Here is a 16207-nt window from a genome sequence, read left to right as displayed (position 1 = left end):
AAATGGTGAGATTTGCGTAGCGAGGAGCTGCAGGGCAAGGCGCAAACCGGAGCAAGGCTGGAGCCTTGCGAGGATTTGCAACGCGGCCATGCAGGTCCGCAGTAGCAAAGATTACCGTTTGGAGAACTGCTTGCGACGGCGGGCAGAGTGCAAACCGACCTTTTTACGTTCCACTTCGCGCGCATCACGCGTCACGAAGCCGGCCTGGCTCAGCATGGGCTTGAGCGTGGCGTCGTAATCGATCAGGGCGCGGGTAATGCCGTGGCGCGTGGCGCCGGCCTGGCCGGACTCGCCGCCGCCCTGCACATTGACCATGATGTCGAAGGTTTCGACATGATTCGTCAAAAACAGCGGCTGCTTGACGATCATGATCGAGGTCTGGCGGCCGAAGAACGCTTGAATGTCCTTGCCGTTGACCACGATCTGGCCGCTGCCTTTTTTCAGAAACACACGGGCGACGCTCGATTTGCGACGGCCGGTGCCATTGTTCCATTCACCAATCATCTCAAGGCTCCTTAAATTTCCAGCACTTTAGGCTGTTGGGCTGTATGCGGGTGCTCTGCACCACCGTACACCTTGAGTTTCTTGATCATGGCGTAGCCGAGCGGGCCTTTCGGCAGCATGCCCTTGACGGCTTTTTCCAAAGCGCGCCCCGGATGCCTGGCTTGCATGTCACGGAAGTTGATGGCGGAAATGCCACCAGGGTAGCCGGAGTGGCTGTAATACACTTTGTCGATCGGCTTGGCGCCGGTGACGCGCAGCTGGGCTGCGTTGATGATGACGATGAAGTCACCGGTATCGACGTGAGGCGTGTAAATGGCCTTGTGTTTGCCGCGCAAACGGAGAGCAACTTCGCTGGCTACTCGTCCGAGGACCTTGTCGGTCGCGTCAATCACAAACCACTCGTGCACCACGTCAGCGGGTTTGGCGCTGAAGGTCTTGGTCATGAGTTTTCTCTTCTGTAAAAGAGGGTTTGGCGGGCTCTTTTCCACGGTCGGCGTTCCTCTGACGGGAATCTCTTAGGTGGGGATCACTCGGCACACGGCCCAATCACGCAAGACCAGGACGATACCGAGACACTTCGCCGCGGAGCCACAAAAGCGCTGCGAAGCCAAAGATTATACGAAAAATCAAGGACTTGGCGCAACCGCGCCCGGTTTGGGGGCTGAGGCGCCGCGGCGGGGCAGCGTTACCATCGCAGCATGTTCAGTTACCGCCACGCCTTCCATGCCGGCAATCACGCCGACGTCCTCAAGCACATGACCTTGATCGCAACCCTGGAGCACCTGACACAAAAGGACGCGGGGCTGACGGTCATCGACACGCACGCCGGCGCCGGGCTGTACCGGCTCGACAGTGACTACGCCGACAAAAGCAGCGAGGCGAAGGACGGCGTGCTCAAGCTGTTTGCGCAGATCCGGCAGGCCGGTGTGAATTCGGCATCAAAAGTGCCTCCAGCCCTTACTGTATCTTCGCATAAAGCTACAAAATCAGTAGTAAAACAGGCCGCTGGCAGCGCGCCCGCCAGCGCCCCGGACAGCATGGCCCCGGCGCTGGAAGCCTACCTGGACCTGATCGCGGGCTTCAACCCGAGCGGGCAGCTCAAGATTTACCCTGGCTCGCCGTTTGTGATCCAGCGCCTGCTGCGCGTTGAGGCGCGCGACAAGCTCAAGCTGTTCGAGCTGCACCCGACCGACAACAAGACCCTGGCGGCGAATATCGCGCAACTGGAGGCCGGGCGCCAGGTGGCGGTGGCACGGCTCGACGGTTTTGAGGGCCTGAAAGCATTTTTGCCGCCGCCGAACCGCCGCGCGCTGGTGCTGATCGACCCGAGTTACGAGCTGAAGACCGATTACGCCAGAGTGAGCGCCTGCATACTCGACAGCCTGAAGCGCTTTTCGACGGGCACCTACGCCGTCTGGTACCCGGTGATTCCGCGCCCCGAGGCGCACGACCTGCCGCGCCGCCTCAAGACCCTCGCGACCCAAGCCAAGAAGCCCTGGCTGCATGCCACGCTGGCCATTGGCGCCGACCTGGCGCAGGGGCTCGACGACCGCCCCGGTCTGCGCGCCAGCGGCATGTTCCTGATCAACCCGCCGCACACCCTGAAGGCCGCACTGGCCGCCGCGCTGCCGCAGGTGCTGCAGGTGCTGGGGCGCGGCCAGGGCAAGGGCTACACGCTGGAGGCCGGCGGGTAGCGCAGCGCGAGCGTCATCGCCCAAACGCCGCGGCCATCAACGCGGCAGGTTGCTGGGGTCATATTTTTCAGCGGGCGCCGGCGGCGGATCGGGCTGTACCGCGCCGCACGCGATGCGCTGGCGCACGGCGTCGTTCACGATCATGCCGGCCCGAAATGAGCGCAGCGCCAGTCCCAGCGCCGGCCAGGGCGGTTTGGCCCATTCGCGGTGGGCACAACCGCAGGGGTCGGGGCTCACCGGCGTGCGGGGATTGCGCTGGAACAGCAGGCCGACATCCGGGTGCTGCAGCCGATCCACGAACCAGAGCAGCGGCACGTCGGACAACGCGTGCTCGGGGTTGCCCCCGCCGACATCGGTATGGCCGCCCGCGAACAGCGCCTGCGTGACGTTGGGCGCATCGTCCCACAGCGTGGGCTGGAAACTCTTGCGCTGCTCATCGACGGACACGGCATGCAGGCCGAGGCCGACCTTCGAACTCAGATGCGTGTCGGCAAAGCCGAACAGGTCCAGCGCCTTGCCGCTGAGGTCGTACAGCGGTATGCCCAGCGCCCCGACGGTGTCCCAGACGGCCACGGCGGTGATCGCGTTCACCGGAACGAAGGCGTCATCGGGGAGGTTTGCCGATCCAAAGCAGCTGCGAATGTTCACGAACTCGTCCAGCCCGTCGAGCATCCGGCAGATCAGGCTGGAGTCGCTGCCGTGCCGGTAGCGGAACCATGCCGCAACCGCGTTGTTGTACTTGTTGGCCGGCTCGGTGGCCAGGTCGGGCCGGAGCAAGCCCTCGGACGCGATCAGCCCGGTAAGCGCCCGGGCCGTGTAGGCGCCGCGGCTGAAGCCGATGATCACGATGCGGTCGCCCGCGACGTAGTTGCGCGAGACGTACGTATAGCCGCGCGCAATGCGTGCCGTGACGCCGACGCCGAACGCGCCGCCCGCAATCCTGTCGATGAACACCTGGCTGTCGCCCACGCCGTGGATGTACTTGGCCACCTGGGTCGGCGCGCCCGTCGGGCCCAGCACAAGCTCCATTTCCCTGGTGCCCCAGTCGCCATCGATGGCCCCCTGCAGCCAGCCGAACAGCTTGCAGACGTTGGTGAGTTTGGGATCGCCCCCGTCACGGGTCTGATCGGTATCGCCGGGGCCTTCCCAGGTGCCATCCGCGCAAAACACAATCGTCTTGGCCATGTCGTCCTCCTTGCTCGCGCCAGCAACCATACGCCCATCCATGGCGCGCAACAAGCTCGGCTGACAGCGGTTTGCACAATTAACCGACCGATCGGTCGGTTAATTCGCTATACTGGCACCAGTCGCCTTTTTGGCCGGCACAGGAGCCCTTCGTATGTACACCCAGTCGCTCGATGTCCCCGATGGGGACCATTCCGGCAAACCCGCGCTCAAGGCGGTGACCCGCCCCTTGAATGACGCGGAGCTTGCGCGGCAAACGCAGCTGCAAACCCGCTTCGACGAAAAAATCGACGCCGACCAGAAAATCGAACCGCAGGACTGGATGCCCGAGGCCTACCGCAAGACGCTGGTGCGCCAGATCAGCCAGCACGCGCACTCCGAGATCATCGGCATGCAGCCCGAGGGCAACTGGATTTCGCGTGCGCCCTCGCTCAAGCGCAAGGCCATTCTGCTGGCCAAGGTGCAGGACGAAGGCGGCCACGGCCTGTATCTGTACAGCGCGGCCGAGACGCTGGGCACCGCGCGCGAGCAGATGCTGGACGGCCTGCACAGCGGGCGCGCCAAGTACAGCTCGATCTTCAACTACCCGACCCTGACCTGGGCCGATGTGGGCGTGATCGGCTGGCTGGTCGATGGCGCTGCCATCATGAACCAGATTCCGCTGTGCCGCTGCAGCTACGGACCGTATGCGCGCGCCATGATCCGCGTCTGCAAGGAGGAATCGTTCCACCAGCGCCAGGGCTACGAGAGCCTGCTGGCGCAGATGAAGGGCACGCCGGCCCAGCGCGACATGGTGCAGGACGCGGTGAACCGCTGGTGGTGGCCGGTGCTGGCGATGTTCGGCCCGCCCGACGCCGACAGTCCGAACAGTGCGCAGGGCATGCGCTGGGGCATCAAGCGCGTCTCCAACGACGAGCTGCGGCAAAAATTTGTCGACGCCACCGTGCCGCAGGCCCGGGTGCTGGGCGTGACGCTGCCCGACCCGGATCTGAAATGGAACGAGGCGCGCCAGCAGCACGACTACGGCGCGATCGACTGGGACGAGTTCTGGGCCACCGTCAACGGCAACGGCCCATGCAACAAGGAACGCCTGGGCACGCGCGTGAAGGCGCACATAGAAGGTCAATGGGTGCGCGACGCGGCGCTGGCCCATGCCGCCAAACAAAGGGCCCGCCAACAGAAGGAAGTCGCATGAGTACACCCGCCCTCTCCACGCCCTCTGTCACACCGGCCCTCAAGGAGTGGCCGCTGTGGGAGGTTTTTGTGCGCAGCAAGCAGGGCCTGGAGCACAAGCACTGCGGCAGCCTGCACGCCGCCGACGCCGCGCAGGCGCTGCAAATGGCGCGCGACGTGTACACGCGGCGCCAGGAAGGCGTGAGCATCTGGGTCGTGCCCTCGGCCACCATCACCGCCAGCGCGCCCCAGGATAAGGCCGAGTTCTTCGACCCTGCGGCCGACAAGATCTACCGCCACCCCACCTTCTACGAAATTCCCGACGAAGTGGGGCACATGTGATGGCAGCGACAGGGCAAGTCATGAACGCGCACACCGACTACCTGCTGCACCTGGCCGACAACGCGCTGGTGCTGGGCCAGCGCAACGCCGAGTGGTGCGGCCACGGCCCGATTCTGGAAGAAGACATTGCGCTGGCCAACATGAGCCTGGACCTGATCGGCCAGGCCCGCCTGCTGTACCAGCACGCCGCCGCCCTCATGAGCGACGGCGCCACCGAGGCCGTGACGGAAGACGCACTGGCCTACTTTCGCGACGCCGCAGAGTTCCGCAACTACACCCTGCTGGAGTTGCCGCACCACGGTGCGCTGGCGCCCGGCGCCGCCGCCGAGCGCGACTACGCCACCACCATCGCCCGCAACTTCCTCTACAGCGCGCTGATGGTGCTGCTCTGGGAAGCGCTGCAAAGCTCCCATGACGCGCAGCTCGCCGCCATTGCGGCCAAGTCGCTGAAAGAGGCTCACTACCACCTGCGCCATTCGCGCGACTGGCTGGTGCGCCTGGGCGACGGCACGGCCGAATCGCATGCCCGGGCACAAGCCGCCTTGAACCATTTAATGCCCTACGCCCAGGAGTTCTGGACGCCGAGTGCCATGGAAACCGCAGCAAGCGGGGACGCCACCGGAGTTCCCACCGCGACGCTGCAAGCCGCCTGGAACACGCTGGTGGACGACGCCCTGATGGAGGCCACGCTGGCGCGGCCGCCGGCCGGCGGCTACATTCCGCAAGGCAAGAAGGGGCTGCATTCCGAGCACCTGAGCTACCTGCTGGGCGAGATGCAGGGGCTGGCGCGGCAACACCCCGAGGCCACGTGGTGAACACCGTCGCGCAACCGCCGCTGGCGCCCGAGTTGCAGGAGGTGTGGACGCTGCTCGAGGCGGTCACCGACCCCGAGATCCCGGTGGTCTCGATCCGCGAGCTGGGCATCCTGCGCGACATCCGCAGCCGGGACGGCGAACTCGAGATCGTCATCACCCCGACCTACAGCGGCTGCCCGGCCATGGGCCAGATCGAGGACGATGTGCGCGCCGCGCTGCAGGCGCACGGAATCGCCGCGCGGGTCGTGACGCAACTCGCGCCGGCCTGGACCACCGACTGGATGACCGAGAGCGCCCGGACCCGGCTGCGCGAGTACGGCATCGCGCCGCCGCACACCCTGGCGGCCAGCAACGTGATTCGATTCGCTACAAAATCAGTAGCGCAACAGGCAGCCCCGGCTGTGGCTTGCCCGCGCTGCGGCTCCGAGAACACGACCGAGACCTCGCACTTTGGCTCGACCGCCTGCAAGGCCCTGTACCGGTGCCTGGACTGCATGGAACCGTTCGACCTCTTCAAGCCCCACTGACCTCACGCAAACCCACACCGCACGCTCGCAACAGCGCCCCACCCCATGGCCATTCCCCATTTTCATGACCTCACGGTCTCGCGCATCAGCCTTGAAGCGGCCGGTGCCGTGGCCGTCACGCTGGCCATTCCGCCCGCGCTGCGCGAGACCTTTGCGTTCGAGCCCGGCCAGTTCCTGACGCTGCGCGCCGACATCAACGGCGAATCGGTGCGCCGCAGCTATTCCATCTGCTGTCCGCGCAGCCGGCTAAGCGCTGCGCACGAGGTGGAGGTCGGCATTCGCCCGATGGACGGCGGCGTGTTCTCGAACTGGGCCGCGACCCGGCTCAAGGCCGGCGACACGATCGAAGTGATGCCGCCCGACGGGCGCTTCGGCGTGCGCCGCCCGCGCGCGCTGCACCGCGTGGGTTTTGCGGCGGGCTCCGGCATCACGCCCATCCTGTCCATCATGGCCACCACGCTGGAGGAACAGCCCGAGTCCAAATTCACGCTGGTCTACGGCAACCGCCGCATGGCCAGCGTGATGTTCAACGAAACGCTGCAGGACCTGAAAGACCGCTATCCCTCGCGCCTCACGCTGATCCATGTGCTGTCGCGCCAGGCGCAGGAAGTGGACCTGCTGCAGGGCCGCATCGACGGCGACAAGGTGCGGGCCGTCATTGCCGCACTGCTGCCCGTGGGCAGCATGGACGAGGTGTTCATCTGCGGCCCCGAGGCCATGATCGAGGACACCGAGGCCGCGCTGCTGGCGGCCGGCGTGCCGCAGCGGCAGATTCATACTGAACGCTTCACCTCGCCCACGCTGGAAGCGCTTGCCCCGGCCGAGCGCCAGGCCGCCGTGGCTGCCGGCCAGCAAAAGGCCGAGGGCGGAACCGTCGCGCTGACCGTGATGCTCGACGGCAAACCGAACGAACTGCGCATGGGGCGGGACGACCATGTGCTCGATGCGGCGCTGGCCGCGGGGCTGGATCTGCCCTACTCGTGCAAGGCGGGCGTCTGCTGCACCTGCCGCGCCAAGGTGATCGAGGGCGAGGTCCGGATGGACAAGAACTTCACGCTCGAGCCCTGGGAGATGGACAAGGGCTTTGTGCTGACCTGCCAGGCGCGGCCGCTGACGGACCGGCTGGTGGTGAGCTACGACGAGCGTTGAAAGCGCACCCGCAATAATGGCGGCATGTCTTCACGTTCCCGGCAGCGCCTCGCCGTTGCACTGATTTTCATCACCCCTGCCTTCTGGTCCGTCAACTATCTGATCGCGCGCCGCGCGCCCGGCGTGATCGAGCCGCACGTGCTGGCGCTGCAGCGCTGGCTCATGGCGGGGCTGCTTTTCTGCTTTTTCGCACGCACCGAGTTGTGGGCGCAGCGCCGGCTCATCCTCGCCGACTGGCGCCACAGCGTGGTGCTCGGCGCACTGGGCATGTGGATCTGCGGCGCCTGGGTCTATCTTGGCGGGCATACCACCAGCGCCACCAACATCGCGCTGATCTACGCGCTCTCGCCGGTGATGATCGTCGTGATCTCCCGGCTCTGGCTGAAGGAGCCGTTCAGCGCCGTGCAGGCCTGCGGCGTGGCGCTGGCGCTGGCGGGCGTGCTGCACGTGGTGCTCAAGGGCGAATGGGCACAGCTGGCCAGGGTGCAGTGGTCGGTGGGCGACGCCTGGATTCTGGCCGCCACCGTGGCGTGGACGTTTTACTCGCTGCTGCTCAGGCGCTGGCCCAGCCCGCTCGGGGACGGCGCGCGGCTCGGTGTGATCAGCCTGGCCGGCGTGGCGGTGCTGCTGCCCTTTGCCGCCTGGGAGGCCGCCGTTAGCCCCGTTCCCGCATTCTCAAGGGCCGGGTTCGAACTGGCGCTGGCGGCCGCCCTGCTGCCGGGCTTCGCCGCGTATCTCGCCTATTCGGTCATGCTGCGCGAGTTGGGCGCCGCGCGCGTCAGCGTGGTGCTGTACCTCGGGCCGCTGTATGCGGCCGTGATGGCCTGGCTGGTGCTGGGCGAGCCGGTGCACGGCTACCACGCCGTGGGCATGGCGCTGGTGCTGCCCGGCATCTATCTGGTCAACCGCCGGTCCGACTGACGGCCGGCGAGTTCCTGCGCTGCTTCAGACCGCGGCCAGCGCCTGGTCCAGGTCTTCCAGCAGATCGTCGATATGCTCGATGCCGACCGACAGGCGCACCATGTTTTCCGAAACACCGGCCTTGGCCAGTTCCTGCGGATCGAGCTGGCGGTGCGTGGTCGAGGCCGGATGGCAGGCCAGCGATTTGGCGTCGCCGATATTCACCAGTCGCAGAAACAGCTTGAGCGCGTCCTGAAAACGGGCGCCGGCCGCGCGGGCGTCGGGCGCCTTCAGGCCAAAGCTGATGATGCCCGAGGCGCGCCCACCCATGAGCTTCTTGACCAGCGCATGGTCGGGGTGCTCGGGCAGGCCGGCGTAGTTCACCGTGGCCACCTTGGGATGCGCCTGCAGATGCTGCGCAATGCGCAGGCTGTTCTCGCAGATGCGGTCCATGCGCAGCGGCAGCGTCTCGATGCCCTGCAGGATCTGGAACGCGTTCATCGGGCTCAGCGCGCCGCCCAGGTTGCGCAGCGGCACCACGCGCGCGCGGCCGATGTAGGCGGCCGGGCCGAAGGCCTCGGTGTAGACCACGCCGTGGTAGCTCACGTCGGGCTCGTTCAGGCGCTTGAAGCGTTCCTTGTGCTCGGCCCACGGGAACTTGCCCGAGTCGACGATCGCGCCGCCCAGGCTGGTGCCATGGCCGCCCAGGTACTTGGTCAGCGCATGCACCACGATGTCGGCTCCATGCTCGAACGGACGGCACAGGTACGGGCTGGGCACGGTGTTGTCGACGATCAGCGGGACGCCGTGGTCGTGCGCGACCCTGGCCAGCGCGGCCAGGTCGGTCACGTTGCCCAGCGGGTTGCCAATGGACTCGCAAAAGATCGCCTTGGTGCGGGCGTCGATCAGCTTGGCAAACGAGGCCGGATCACGGTAGTCGGCAAAACGCACCTCGATGCCCATTTGCGGAAAGGTGTGGGCGAACAGGTTGTAGGAGCCGCCGTACAAAGTAGAAGCCGACACGATGTTGTCGCCGGATGCGGTAATGGTCTGGATCGAATAGGAGACGGCCGTCATGCCGGAGGCCACCGCGAGCGCGCCCACGCCGCCCTCCAGCGCCGCCACGCGCGCTTCGAGCACCGCCGTGGTCGGATTCATGATGCGGGTGTAGATATTGCCCGCCACCTTGAGGTCGAACAGGTCGGCGCCGTGCTGCGTGTCGTCGAACGCGTAGGCCACGGTCTGGTAGATCGGCACCGCCACCGACTTGGTGGTGGGATCGGGGCTGTAGCCCGCGTGCACGGCGAGGGTTTCAATCTTCATGTTTTTGCTCCACAAAAGTCGACCATCCTAGACCGTGATCGACCCGCTGTCGACGACCAAAAAGTTACAAGCTCATAACCCCAGCCGGCGGCAGATTTCCAGCGTGGCGACCGACTGGTTCATCGTGTAGAAGTGCAGCCCCGGCACGCCGGCACCGCGCAGCAGCATGCACAGGTCGGTCACCACGTCCAGGCCAAAGGCGCGGATGCTCGCCGTGTCGTCGCCAAAGCTTTGCAGGCGCAGGCGAATCCAGCGCGGGATTTCGGCGCCGCAGGCATCGGAAAAGCGCATCAGCTGCGTGGAGCTGGTGATCGGCATGATGCCGGGCACCACCGGCACATCGACGCCGAGCTTGCGCGTCTCGTCCATGAAGCGCAGGTAGGCCGAGGCGCTGTAGAAGTACTGCGTGATGGCCGAGTCGGCGCCGGCCTTGACCTTGGTGGCGAAGGCCTGCAGGTCCGCCTGCGGCGACTTGGCCTGCGGGTGCATCTCGGGGTAGGCGGCGACCTCGATGTGAAAGTGGTCGCCCGTCTCGGCGCGGATAAAGGCCACCAGGTCGCTGGCATGGTGGAACTCGCTGCCGGCGCCGTAGCCGCTGGGCAGGTCGCCGCGCAAGGCCACCAGCCGATTCACCTTCATGGCCCGGAGCTGACCCAGTTGCTCACGCACCGAGGCGCGGGTCGCGCCGATACAGGAAAAATGCGAGGCGGCGGCTACGCCTTCGGCCAGGATGTCGCGCACCGTGGCAAAAGTGCCTTCGTGCGTGGAGCCGCCCGCACCGTAAGTCACCGAGCAAAACTCGGGCTTTTGCGCATACAGGGCCTGGCGCACCACACGCAGCTTCTCGACGCCCTCGGGCGTTTTCGGTGGAAAGAATTCAAAACTGACCGGTAGGGTGGAAGGAGGGTTCATGGTTTGGTGGCGTAAACAAAAAACTCGCGGTTGCCGTCGCCGCCGGTGATGGCGCTGTCATACCAGCCCAGCACCTGCATCTGCAGGGACGCCAGACTCTCGCGAATGCGCTGCTCGACCAGGGTGTAGAGCGTGGCGTCCCTGACGATGCCGCCCTTGCCGACCTGCCCCGGCTGCAGCTCGAACTGCGGCTTGACCAGCATCAGAAGCGCGTCCTGCGACGCCAGCAGGGGCACCAGCGCCGGCAACACCAGCGTGAGCGAGATGAACGACAGGTCGCCCACAATCACCTCAAAGTTTTCATCAAATGAAGCTGTAGCCCCCGTCTCATCTTCGCTATCAGCTATTAAATCAGTAGCATCCAGGGCGCGGGCGTTGACGCCCTCGATGCAGAGCACGCGCGCGTCGCCGCGCATGGCCGGGTGCAGCTGGCCATGGCCCACGTCCACGCCGACCACGCGGGCCGCGCCATGCTGCAGCAGGCAATCGGTGAAGCCCCCGGTCGACTGGCCCACGTCCAGGCAGCGCTTGCCGGCCACGCTCAAACCGCTCTGGCGCAGCGCGCCCTCCAGCTTGAGGCCGCCGCGCGACACATAGCGCGCCTCGGCGGCATCGAGCAATTCAATGCGCGCGTCCGCCGGCACGTCGTCGCTGTTTTTGGCGATGGTTTTCCAGGCCGCGGCGTGCGTCATGGCGGGCTGCCAGCGCACGCCCGCCGAGATCAGGCGCTGGGCCTGCGAACGCGACGTGGCAAGGCCGCGTCCCTGCAGCAACTGGTCGGCGCGCATGCGTTCAATAGCGGTAACTGTCGGCCTTGTACGGGCCGTTCTTGCTCACGCCGATATAGGCGGCCTGCTCGTCGGTCAGCTCGGTCAGCATCGCACCGACCTTCTTCAAGTGCAGGCGCGCGACCTTCTCGTCGAGGTGCTTGGGCAGCACATAGACCTTGCCGACCTGGTAGGCATCGGGCTTGGTGAACAGCTCGATCTGCGCGATGGTCTGGTTCGCGAAGGATGAGGACATGACGAAGCTCGGATGCCCCGTGCCGCAGCCCAGGTTCACCAGGCGCCCCTTGGCCAGCAGGATGATCTTCTTGCCGTCCGGGAATTTGATGTGGTCCACCTGCGGCTTGATCTCTTCCCACTCGTACTTCTCGATCGAGGCGACATCGATCTCGTTGTCGAAGTGGCCGATGTTGCAGACGATGGCCTGGTCCTTCATGGCGACCATGGTGTCGTGCGTGATGACGTTCTTGTTGCCGGTGGTGGTGACGAAGATGTCGGCCTTGTCGGCGGCGTACTCCATGGTCACGACCTTGTAGCCTTCCATCGCGGCCTGCAGCGCGTTGATCGGGTCGATTTCCGTGACCCAGACTTGCGCCGACAGCGCGCGCAGCGCCTGCGCCGAGCCCTTGCCCACGTCGCCATAGCCGGCCACGCAGGCCACCTTGCCGGCGATCATCACGTCGGTGGCGCGCTTGATGCCGTCCACCAGCGATTCGCGGCAGCCATAGAGATTGTCGAACTTGCTCTTGGTCACCGAGTCGTTCACGTTGATGGCGCGGAACAGCAAGGTGCCCTTGGCCGACATCTCGTTCAGGCGGTGCACGCCGGTGGTGGTTTCCTCGGTCACGCCGATAATCTCGGCCGACTTGCGGGTGTACCAGGTGGCATCGACGGCCAGCTTGGCCTTGATCGCGGCGTAGAGGATGCGTTCTTCCTCGCTGGTCGGATTCGCCAGCACGCCCAGATCCTTTTCGGCGCGCTGCCCCAGGTGCATCAAGAGCGTAGCGTCGCCGCCGTCGTCCAGGATCATGTTCGGGCCTTCACCGGGCGTGCCCTTGGCGCCGAAGTCGAAGATGCGGTGGGTGTAATCCCAGTAGTCGGTGAGCGACTCGCCCTTGATGGCGAACACCGGCGTGCCCTGGGCGGCAATCGCGGCGGCGGCATGGTCCTGTGTCGAGAAGATGTTGCACGAGGCCCAGCGCACCTGCGCGCCGAGCGCCTGCAGCGTCTCGATCAGCACGCCGGTCTGGATCGTCATGTGCAGCGAGCCGGTGATGCGCGCGCCCTGCAACGGCTGGCTCTTGGCGAATTCTTCGCGGATGGCCATCAGGCCGGGCATTTCGGTCTGGGCAATGTTGAGCTCCTTGCGGCCCCAGGCGGCCAGCGACAGGTCGGCAACAACGGAATCTTGGTGGGTGGCAGGTTTGAGAACAGCGCTCATGGTTAACTCCAAAAATGAATTTGAACAACCACGGGCTGCGGGGGAAAACTCACCGCACAGACCCGTGGGTGAGCGCGGTTGATGCACGGCGCGCCGGGTTTGGCAAGCCATGCTGTCCGAGCCTCGTCCACATGGTGTGAACTGCAACGCTCCTCGGAAGTGGCGTATTTTACCGTGAAGTTCAGAGGGCGGGGTCGGGATGGACCCTGGCCGCGACAGGACTCACTGGAGAAGCCCGGGGTTGCTTTGCCAGATGGACCAGGTCAGCGCCGATGCAAAAGACACCCACACCAGGTACGGCAGCATAAGCACCGCGGCCAGGCGGCGGATGCGCCAGAACGCGACGACGGTGGCGGCGATGAGCAGCAGCAACACCAGCACCTCTGCGGACGCCAGCGCCCCCTGGTGCCAGGCGAAGAAAAGCCACGACCACAGTGCATTGGCGGCCAGTTGCGCGACAAACAGCGTGAGCGCCTCTCGCGTTGCCGCCCGCTCGCGCCACACCAGCCATGCGGCCACGCCCATGAGTGCGTAGAGGACGGACCAGACTGGCCCGAAGACGGACGCCGGCGGCGCCCACGACGGCTGCATGAGTTGCGCGTAGAACGATGCCGCCTCGACCGATGCAATGGCGCCAACACCGGCCGCCACAAACGAGAGGACGAGCCAGGCGACGAGCCCCAGGAGTTGCATCTGACGGGAACGCGGCTGCAGGGTAGTGGTGGGCATGGGTCTAAAGAATGAGAGGGGACGCCCTGAACATTATCGCTACGCCCTGGTCCGGCAAGCCGGTGAGCCGCCGCAAAGGCCGCCCCTAATGCGTGCCCTGCACATGCTTGCGGCTCTTCGGCGGGGAGCGGTCGGCCACCATGACGCCCGACAGCCCCTTGAGAATGCCGCAGTCGGCGGCTGCGTTGGCCTCGCTGCATTGCTGGCGCAGCACCTTCAACTGCTTTTCCAGGGCGCGCAGTTCGCGGATGCGCTGCGCCACATGGCCGATATGGTCATCGAGCAGTTCGTTGACTGCCGCGCAGTTCTCCTGCGGCGAGGCCTTGAAGCGCAACAGCGCGCGAATCTCGCCGAGCGCCATATCGAGCGTGCGGCAGTGGCGGATAAAGGTCAGCCGCTCGACATGCTGCTGGCCGTAGATACGGTAGTTGCCATCAGTGCGGCCCGCGTCGGGTAGCAGGCCTTCACGTTCGTAAAAGCGGATGGTCTCCAGCGGGGTGAGCGTCGCCCGGGCCAGTTCGCCGATCTTCATAGGCAGCTCCTCTCAATGCCATTTTGAGACTGCTTGACTCTATACCTACTACAGGGTTTTCAATAGAGGCCAGATGAGAAGACCACCCCATGGCCGAAACCAGACACACCCCCGCCCCCGGTAGCGCAGACGGGTGCTGCGCTACCGGGGGCAGGGCACCGCCAACGCCCCCGCCGCAGGAGACGCATGACGCTCACGCGGGGCATGACCACCACCACGACCAGCCAACGGGCATTGCGCGCCTGGGTGCCGCACTCGCGCTGGCGATCGGCGCGGAGGCGCTGCATTTCTTCGCCAGTGGTATCCCCGCGCTGAAATATGCCGGGCTGGCCATCGCGGCCGTCGCGATCTGGCTCGCGGGCGCCGAGACCTATGCCAGCGGCCTCACGGCGCTGCGCCGGGGCAGGCTGGGCATCAATGCGCTGATGAGCGTGGCCGTGACAGGCGCCTTCGCCATCGGCCAGTGGCCGGAAGCGGCCATGGTCATGGCGCTGTATGCCATTGCCGAGCTGATCGAGGCGCGCGCCGCCGGCCGCGCGCGCCACGCCATCCAGAGCCTGGTGGCGCTCGCGCCCGAACAGGCGCAGGTGCTGCAGGCGGACCAGCGATGGGTGGCCGTGCGCGCCGCCGATGTCGCGCTGGGCGCGACCGTCCGTATCCGCCCCGGCGCGCGCGTGCCGCTCGACGGCATCATCACCGCAGGCCGCAGCGCCGTGAATCAGGCCCCGGTCACCGGAGAGAGCCTGCCCGTGGACCGCACCGTGGGCGACATGGTTTTCGCGGGCACCATCAACCAGACCGGCGAGCTGCAGTTCCGCGTCACGGCGGCGGCCGCCAACACCCTGCTCACCCGCATCATCCACGCCGTCGAGCAGGCGCAGGCAACGCGTGCGCCGACACAGCGCCTGGTCGATCGTTTTGCGGCGATCTACACGCCGGCCGTGTTCGTGCTGGCGCTGGCCACCGCGCTGCTGACGCCGTGGCTGATGGGCCTGACCTGGCTCGCAGCGATCTACAAGGCGCTGGTGCTCCTGGTCGTCGCCTGCCCCTGCGCGCTGGTGATATCGACGCCGGTCACCGTGGTCAGCGCGCTCGCGGCCGCGGCGCGGCGCGGCATTTTGATCAAGGGCGGCAGCTACCTCGAAGGCATGCGCTTCCTGAAGGCTGTGGCGCTGGACAAGACGGGCACCGTCACCGAAGGCCGGCCCCGACTGGTCGAATGGGCCCCGCTTGAGCCGGGGGCCGATGAAGACGGCATTGCACGCATTGCCATGAGCCTGGCCGAGCGCTCCGACCATCCCGTCTCGAAGGCCATCGCGCAAGGGTTGGCTTGCCGGATGCACAAGATCGACGGGTTCACCGCGCTCTCAGGCCGCGGCACGCAAGGAGCCATCGACGGCCACACCTATGTGCTCGGCAATCACCGGTTGATCGAGGAGCGCCAGCAGTGCAGCCCTGCGATCGAGGCGGCACTCGAGGTGCATGAACGGCAGGGCCGCACCGTCACGCTGCTGGCCGATGAGAATGCCGTGGTGGCGATCTTTGCGGTCGCCGACACGATCAAGGCGTCATCGCGCCAGGCCGTCGCGGAACTGAAGGCGATGGGCGTCGCCACGATCATGCTGAGTGGCGACAACCGCGCGACCGCCGGCACCATCGCGGTACAGGCCGGGATCGACGAAGCGCACGGCCATCTGTTGCCGCAGGACAAGCTCGCGCAAATACAGGCCCTGCAACAACGCTTCGGCGCCACCGGCATGGCCGGCGACGGCATCAACGACGCACCTGCGCTGGCGCAATCCGACATCGGCTTCGCGATGGGCGCAGCCGGCAGCGACACCGCCATGGAGGCCGCGGACGTGGTCATCATGAACGACGATCTGCGCCGCATTCCGCAAGCCATCCGGCTCTCGCGCAAGACCCACACCGTGCTGATGCAGAACATTTCGCTGGCGCTCGGCATCAAGGCTGTCTTCATTGTTCTCGCCTTGTCGGGCAGTGCGACGATGTGGATGGCGGTGTTTGCCGACGTGGGCGCGACACTGCTGGTGATCGTGAACGGCTTGCGGCTGCTGAAGGCCAAAACCAGCGCCGCTTGACGCCGTTCATGGGCCTTCAAGTGCCTCTTGACGGAAACGCCGGCTTTGGGGCTGGTTTGGGCATAAGCGAAAATGGCGCCACACGTTACACCTATCC

17 protein-coding genes and 1 riboswitch are annotated in these 16207 nt (G+C 66.0%); of the genes, 8 read left to right on the top strand and 9 right to left on the bottom strand.

Going from position 1 to position 16207, the window contains the following annotated elements:
• Positions 1–111: 111 nt before the first annotated feature.
• Both rpsI and rplM read right to left on the bottom strand, forming a co-directional pair.
• Positions 112–504, bottom strand: a complete 393-nt coding sequence (gene rpsI / locus B0E49_RS14900; RefSeq protein ID WP_077562998.1) for a 30S ribosomal protein S9 — start codon at positions 502–504, stop codon at positions 112–114.
• Between the two features lie 11 nt (positions 505–515).
• Positions 516–947 (bottom strand): 50S ribosomal protein L13, encoded by a 432-nt coding sequence (gene rplM / locus B0E49_RS14895; RefSeq protein WP_077562997.1) that lies wholly within the window; start codon positions 945–947, stop codon positions 516–518.
• Between the two features lie 255 nt (positions 948–1202).
• On the opposite strand from rplM, the gene B0E49_RS14890 reads away from it, so the two are divergent.
• Positions 1203–2198, top strand: coding sequence for a 23S rRNA (adenine(2030)-N(6))-methyltransferase RlmJ (locus B0E49_RS14890; RefSeq protein WP_077562996.1), 996 nt, complete (start codon positions 1203–1205; stop codon positions 2196–2198).
• Positions 2199–2234: 36 nt separating this feature from the next.
• On the opposite strand, the gene B0E49_RS14885 is transcribed toward B0E49_RS14890, so the two are convergent.
• A complete protein-coding gene (locus B0E49_RS14885) occupies positions 2235–3383 on the bottom strand; it encodes a T6SS phospholipase effector Tle1-like catalytic domain-containing protein (RefSeq protein WP_168175064.1) in 1149 nt (382 codons plus the stop codon).
• 154 nt (positions 3384–3537) lie between these two features.
• On the opposite strand from B0E49_RS14885, the gene paaA reads away from it, so the two are divergent.
• From paaA to B0E49_RS14855, 6 genes are read left to right on the top strand one after another with little or no spacing between them, the layout of a single operon-like run.
• On the top strand, positions 3538–4578 hold the full coding sequence (paaA, locus tag B0E49_RS14880; RefSeq protein WP_077562994.1) for a 1,2-phenylacetyl-CoA epoxidase subunit PaaA: 1041 nt from the start codon (positions 3538–3540) through the stop codon (positions 4576–4578).
• A complete protein-coding gene (gene paaB, locus B0E49_RS14875) occupies positions 4575–4898 on the top strand; it encodes a 1,2-phenylacetyl-CoA epoxidase subunit PaaB (protein WP_077562993.1) in 324 nt (107 codons plus the stop codon). The genes paaA and paaB overlap by 4 nt, the downstream gene beginning before the upstream one ends.
• A gap of 20 nt (positions 4899–4918) precedes the next feature.
• On the top strand, positions 4919–5713 hold the full coding sequence (gene paaC, locus B0E49_RS14870) for a 1,2-phenylacetyl-CoA epoxidase subunit PaaC (protein WP_077562992.1): 795 nt from the start codon (positions 4919–4921) through the stop codon (positions 5711–5713).
• Positions 5707–6240, top strand: coding sequence for a 1,2-phenylacetyl-CoA epoxidase subunit PaaD (paaD, locus tag B0E49_RS14865; RefSeq protein ID WP_502688711.1), 534 nt, complete (start codon positions 5707–5709; stop codon positions 6238–6240). The genes paaC and paaD overlap by 7 nt, the downstream gene beginning before the upstream one ends.
• Before the next feature lie 45 nt (positions 6241–6285).
• Complete coding sequence (gene paaE / locus B0E49_RS14860) at positions 6286–7389, top strand: 1,2-phenylacetyl-CoA epoxidase subunit PaaE (protein WP_077562991.1); 1104 nt, start codon at positions 6286–6288, stop codon at positions 7387–7389.
• Between the two features lie 24 nt (positions 7390–7413).
• Complete coding sequence (locus B0E49_RS14855) at positions 7414–8310, top strand: DMT family transporter (protein ID WP_077562990.1); 897 nt, start codon at positions 7414–7416, stop codon at positions 8308–8310.
• Between the two features lie 24 nt (positions 8311–8334).
• On the opposite strand, the gene B0E49_RS14850 is transcribed toward B0E49_RS14855, so the two are convergent.
• The 6 genes from B0E49_RS14850 to cadR all read right to left on the bottom strand — a co-directional run bounded on the left by B0E49_RS14850 (position 8335) and on the right by cadR (position 14011).
• Complete coding sequence (locus tag B0E49_RS14850; protein WP_077562989.1) at positions 8335–9612, bottom strand: O-acetylhomoserine aminocarboxypropyltransferase/cysteine synthase family protein; 1278 nt, start codon at positions 9610–9612, stop codon at positions 8335–8337.
• A 72-nt stretch (positions 9613–9684) separates the two neighbouring features.
• The gene (metF, locus tag B0E49_RS14845) at positions 9685–10524 is read right to left on the bottom strand and encodes a methylenetetrahydrofolate reductase [NAD(P)H] (RefSeq protein ID WP_077562988.1); all 840 of its coding nucleotides are present in this window, start codon (positions 10522–10524) and stop codon (positions 9685–9687) included.
• Entirely contained in the window at positions 10521–11312 is a 792-nt protein-coding gene (locus tag B0E49_RS14840) for a TlyA family RNA methyltransferase (RefSeq protein WP_077562987.1), read from the bottom strand. The genes metF and B0E49_RS14840 overlap by 4 nt, the downstream gene beginning before the upstream one ends.
• A 4-nt stretch (positions 11313–11316) precedes the next feature.
• A complete protein-coding gene (gene ahcY / locus B0E49_RS14835) occupies positions 11317–12750 on the bottom strand; it encodes an adenosylhomocysteinase (protein ID WP_077562986.1) in 1434 nt (477 codons plus the stop codon).
• A 63-nt stretch (positions 12751–12813) separates the two neighbouring features.
• Positions 12814–12911: riboswitch (S-adenosyl-L-homocysteine riboswitch) on the bottom strand.
• Between the two features lie 61 nt (positions 12912–12972).
• Positions 12973–13479 (bottom strand): TspO/MBR family protein, encoded by a 507-nt coding sequence (locus B0E49_RS14830; protein ID WP_174571107.1) that lies wholly within the window; start codon positions 13477–13479, stop codon positions 12973–12975.
• Positions 13480–13564: 85 nt separating this feature from the next.
• On the bottom strand, positions 13565–14011 hold the full coding sequence (gene cadR, locus B0E49_RS14825) for a Cd(II)/Pb(II)-responsive transcriptional regulator (RefSeq protein ID WP_077562984.1): 447 nt from the start codon (positions 14009–14011) through the stop codon (positions 13565–13567).
• Positions 14012–14100: 89 nt separating this feature from the next.
• Between cadR and B0E49_RS14820 the strand changes: the two genes are divergently transcribed.
• Positions 14101–16110, top strand: coding sequence for a heavy metal translocating P-type ATPase (locus B0E49_RS14820; protein WP_077562983.1), 2010 nt, complete (start codon positions 14101–14103; stop codon positions 16108–16110).
• Positions 16111–16207 lie beyond the last annotated feature (97 nt).

The organism is Polaromonas sp. C04, assembly GCF_002002705.1.
GTDB lineage: Bacteria > Pseudomonadota > Gammaproteobacteria > Burkholderiales > Burkholderiaceae_C > Rhodoferax_A.
This window is presented reverse-complemented; position numbering and strand designations above follow the sequence as displayed.

Bases quoted from the DNA above. Each gene is read 5' to 3' on its own strand.
- paaA (WP_077562994.1), top strand. From the start codon at position 3,538: ATGTACACCCAGTCGCTCGATGTCCCCGATGGGGACCATTCCGGCAAA.
- metF (WP_077562988.1), bottom strand. From the start codon at position 10,524: ATGAACCCTCCTTCCACCCTACCGGTCAGTTTTGAATTCTTTCCACCG.
- B0E49_RS14890 (WP_077562996.1), top strand. From the start codon at position 1,203: ATGTTCAGTTACCGCCACGCCTTCCATGCCGGCAATCACGCCGACGTC.
- B0E49_RS14885 (WP_168175064.1), bottom strand. From the start codon at position 3,383: ATGGCCAAGACGATTGTGTTTTGCGCGGATGGCACCTGGGAAGGCCCC.
- rpsI (WP_077562998.1), bottom strand. From the start codon at position 504: ATGATTGGTGAATGGAACAATGGCACCGGCCGTCGCAAATCGAGCGTC.
- B0E49_RS14830 (WP_174571107.1), bottom strand. From the start codon at position 13,479: ATGCCCACCACTACCCTGCAGCCGCGTTCCCGTCAGATGCAACTCCTG.
- rplM (WP_077562997.1), bottom strand. From the start codon at position 947: ATGACCAAGACCTTCAGCGCCAAACCCGCTGACGTGGTGCACGAGTGG.
- paaB (WP_077562993.1), top strand. From the start codon at position 4,575: ATGAGTACACCCGCCCTCTCCACGCCCTCTGTCACACCGGCCCTCAAG.
- paaE (WP_077562991.1), top strand. From the start codon at position 6,286: ATGGCCATTCCCCATTTTCATGACCTCACGGTCTCGCGCATCAGCCTT.
- paaC (WP_077562992.1), top strand. From the start codon at position 4,919: ATGAACGCGCACACCGACTACCTGCTGCACCTGGCCGACAACGCGCTG.
- B0E49_RS14850 (WP_077562989.1), bottom strand. From the start codon at position 9,612: ATGAAGATTGAAACCCTCGCCGTGCACGCGGGCTACAGCCCCGATCCC.
- B0E49_RS14820 (WP_077562983.1), top strand. From the start codon at position 14,101: ATGGCCGAAACCAGACACACCCCCGCCCCCGGTAGCGCAGACGGGTGC.
- ahcY (WP_077562986.1), bottom strand. From the start codon at position 12,750: ATGAGCGCTGTTCTCAAACCTGCCACCCACCAAGATTCCGTTGTTGCC.
- cadR (WP_077562984.1), bottom strand. From the start codon at position 14,011: ATGAAGATCGGCGAACTGGCCCGGGCGACGCTCACCCCGCTGGAGACC.
- B0E49_RS14855 (WP_077562990.1), top strand. From the start codon at position 7,414: ATGTCTTCACGTTCCCGGCAGCGCCTCGCCGTTGCACTGATTTTCATC.
- B0E49_RS14840 (WP_077562987.1), bottom strand. From the start codon at position 11,312: ATGCGCGCCGACCAGTTGCTGCAGGGACGCGGCCTTGCCACGTCGCGT.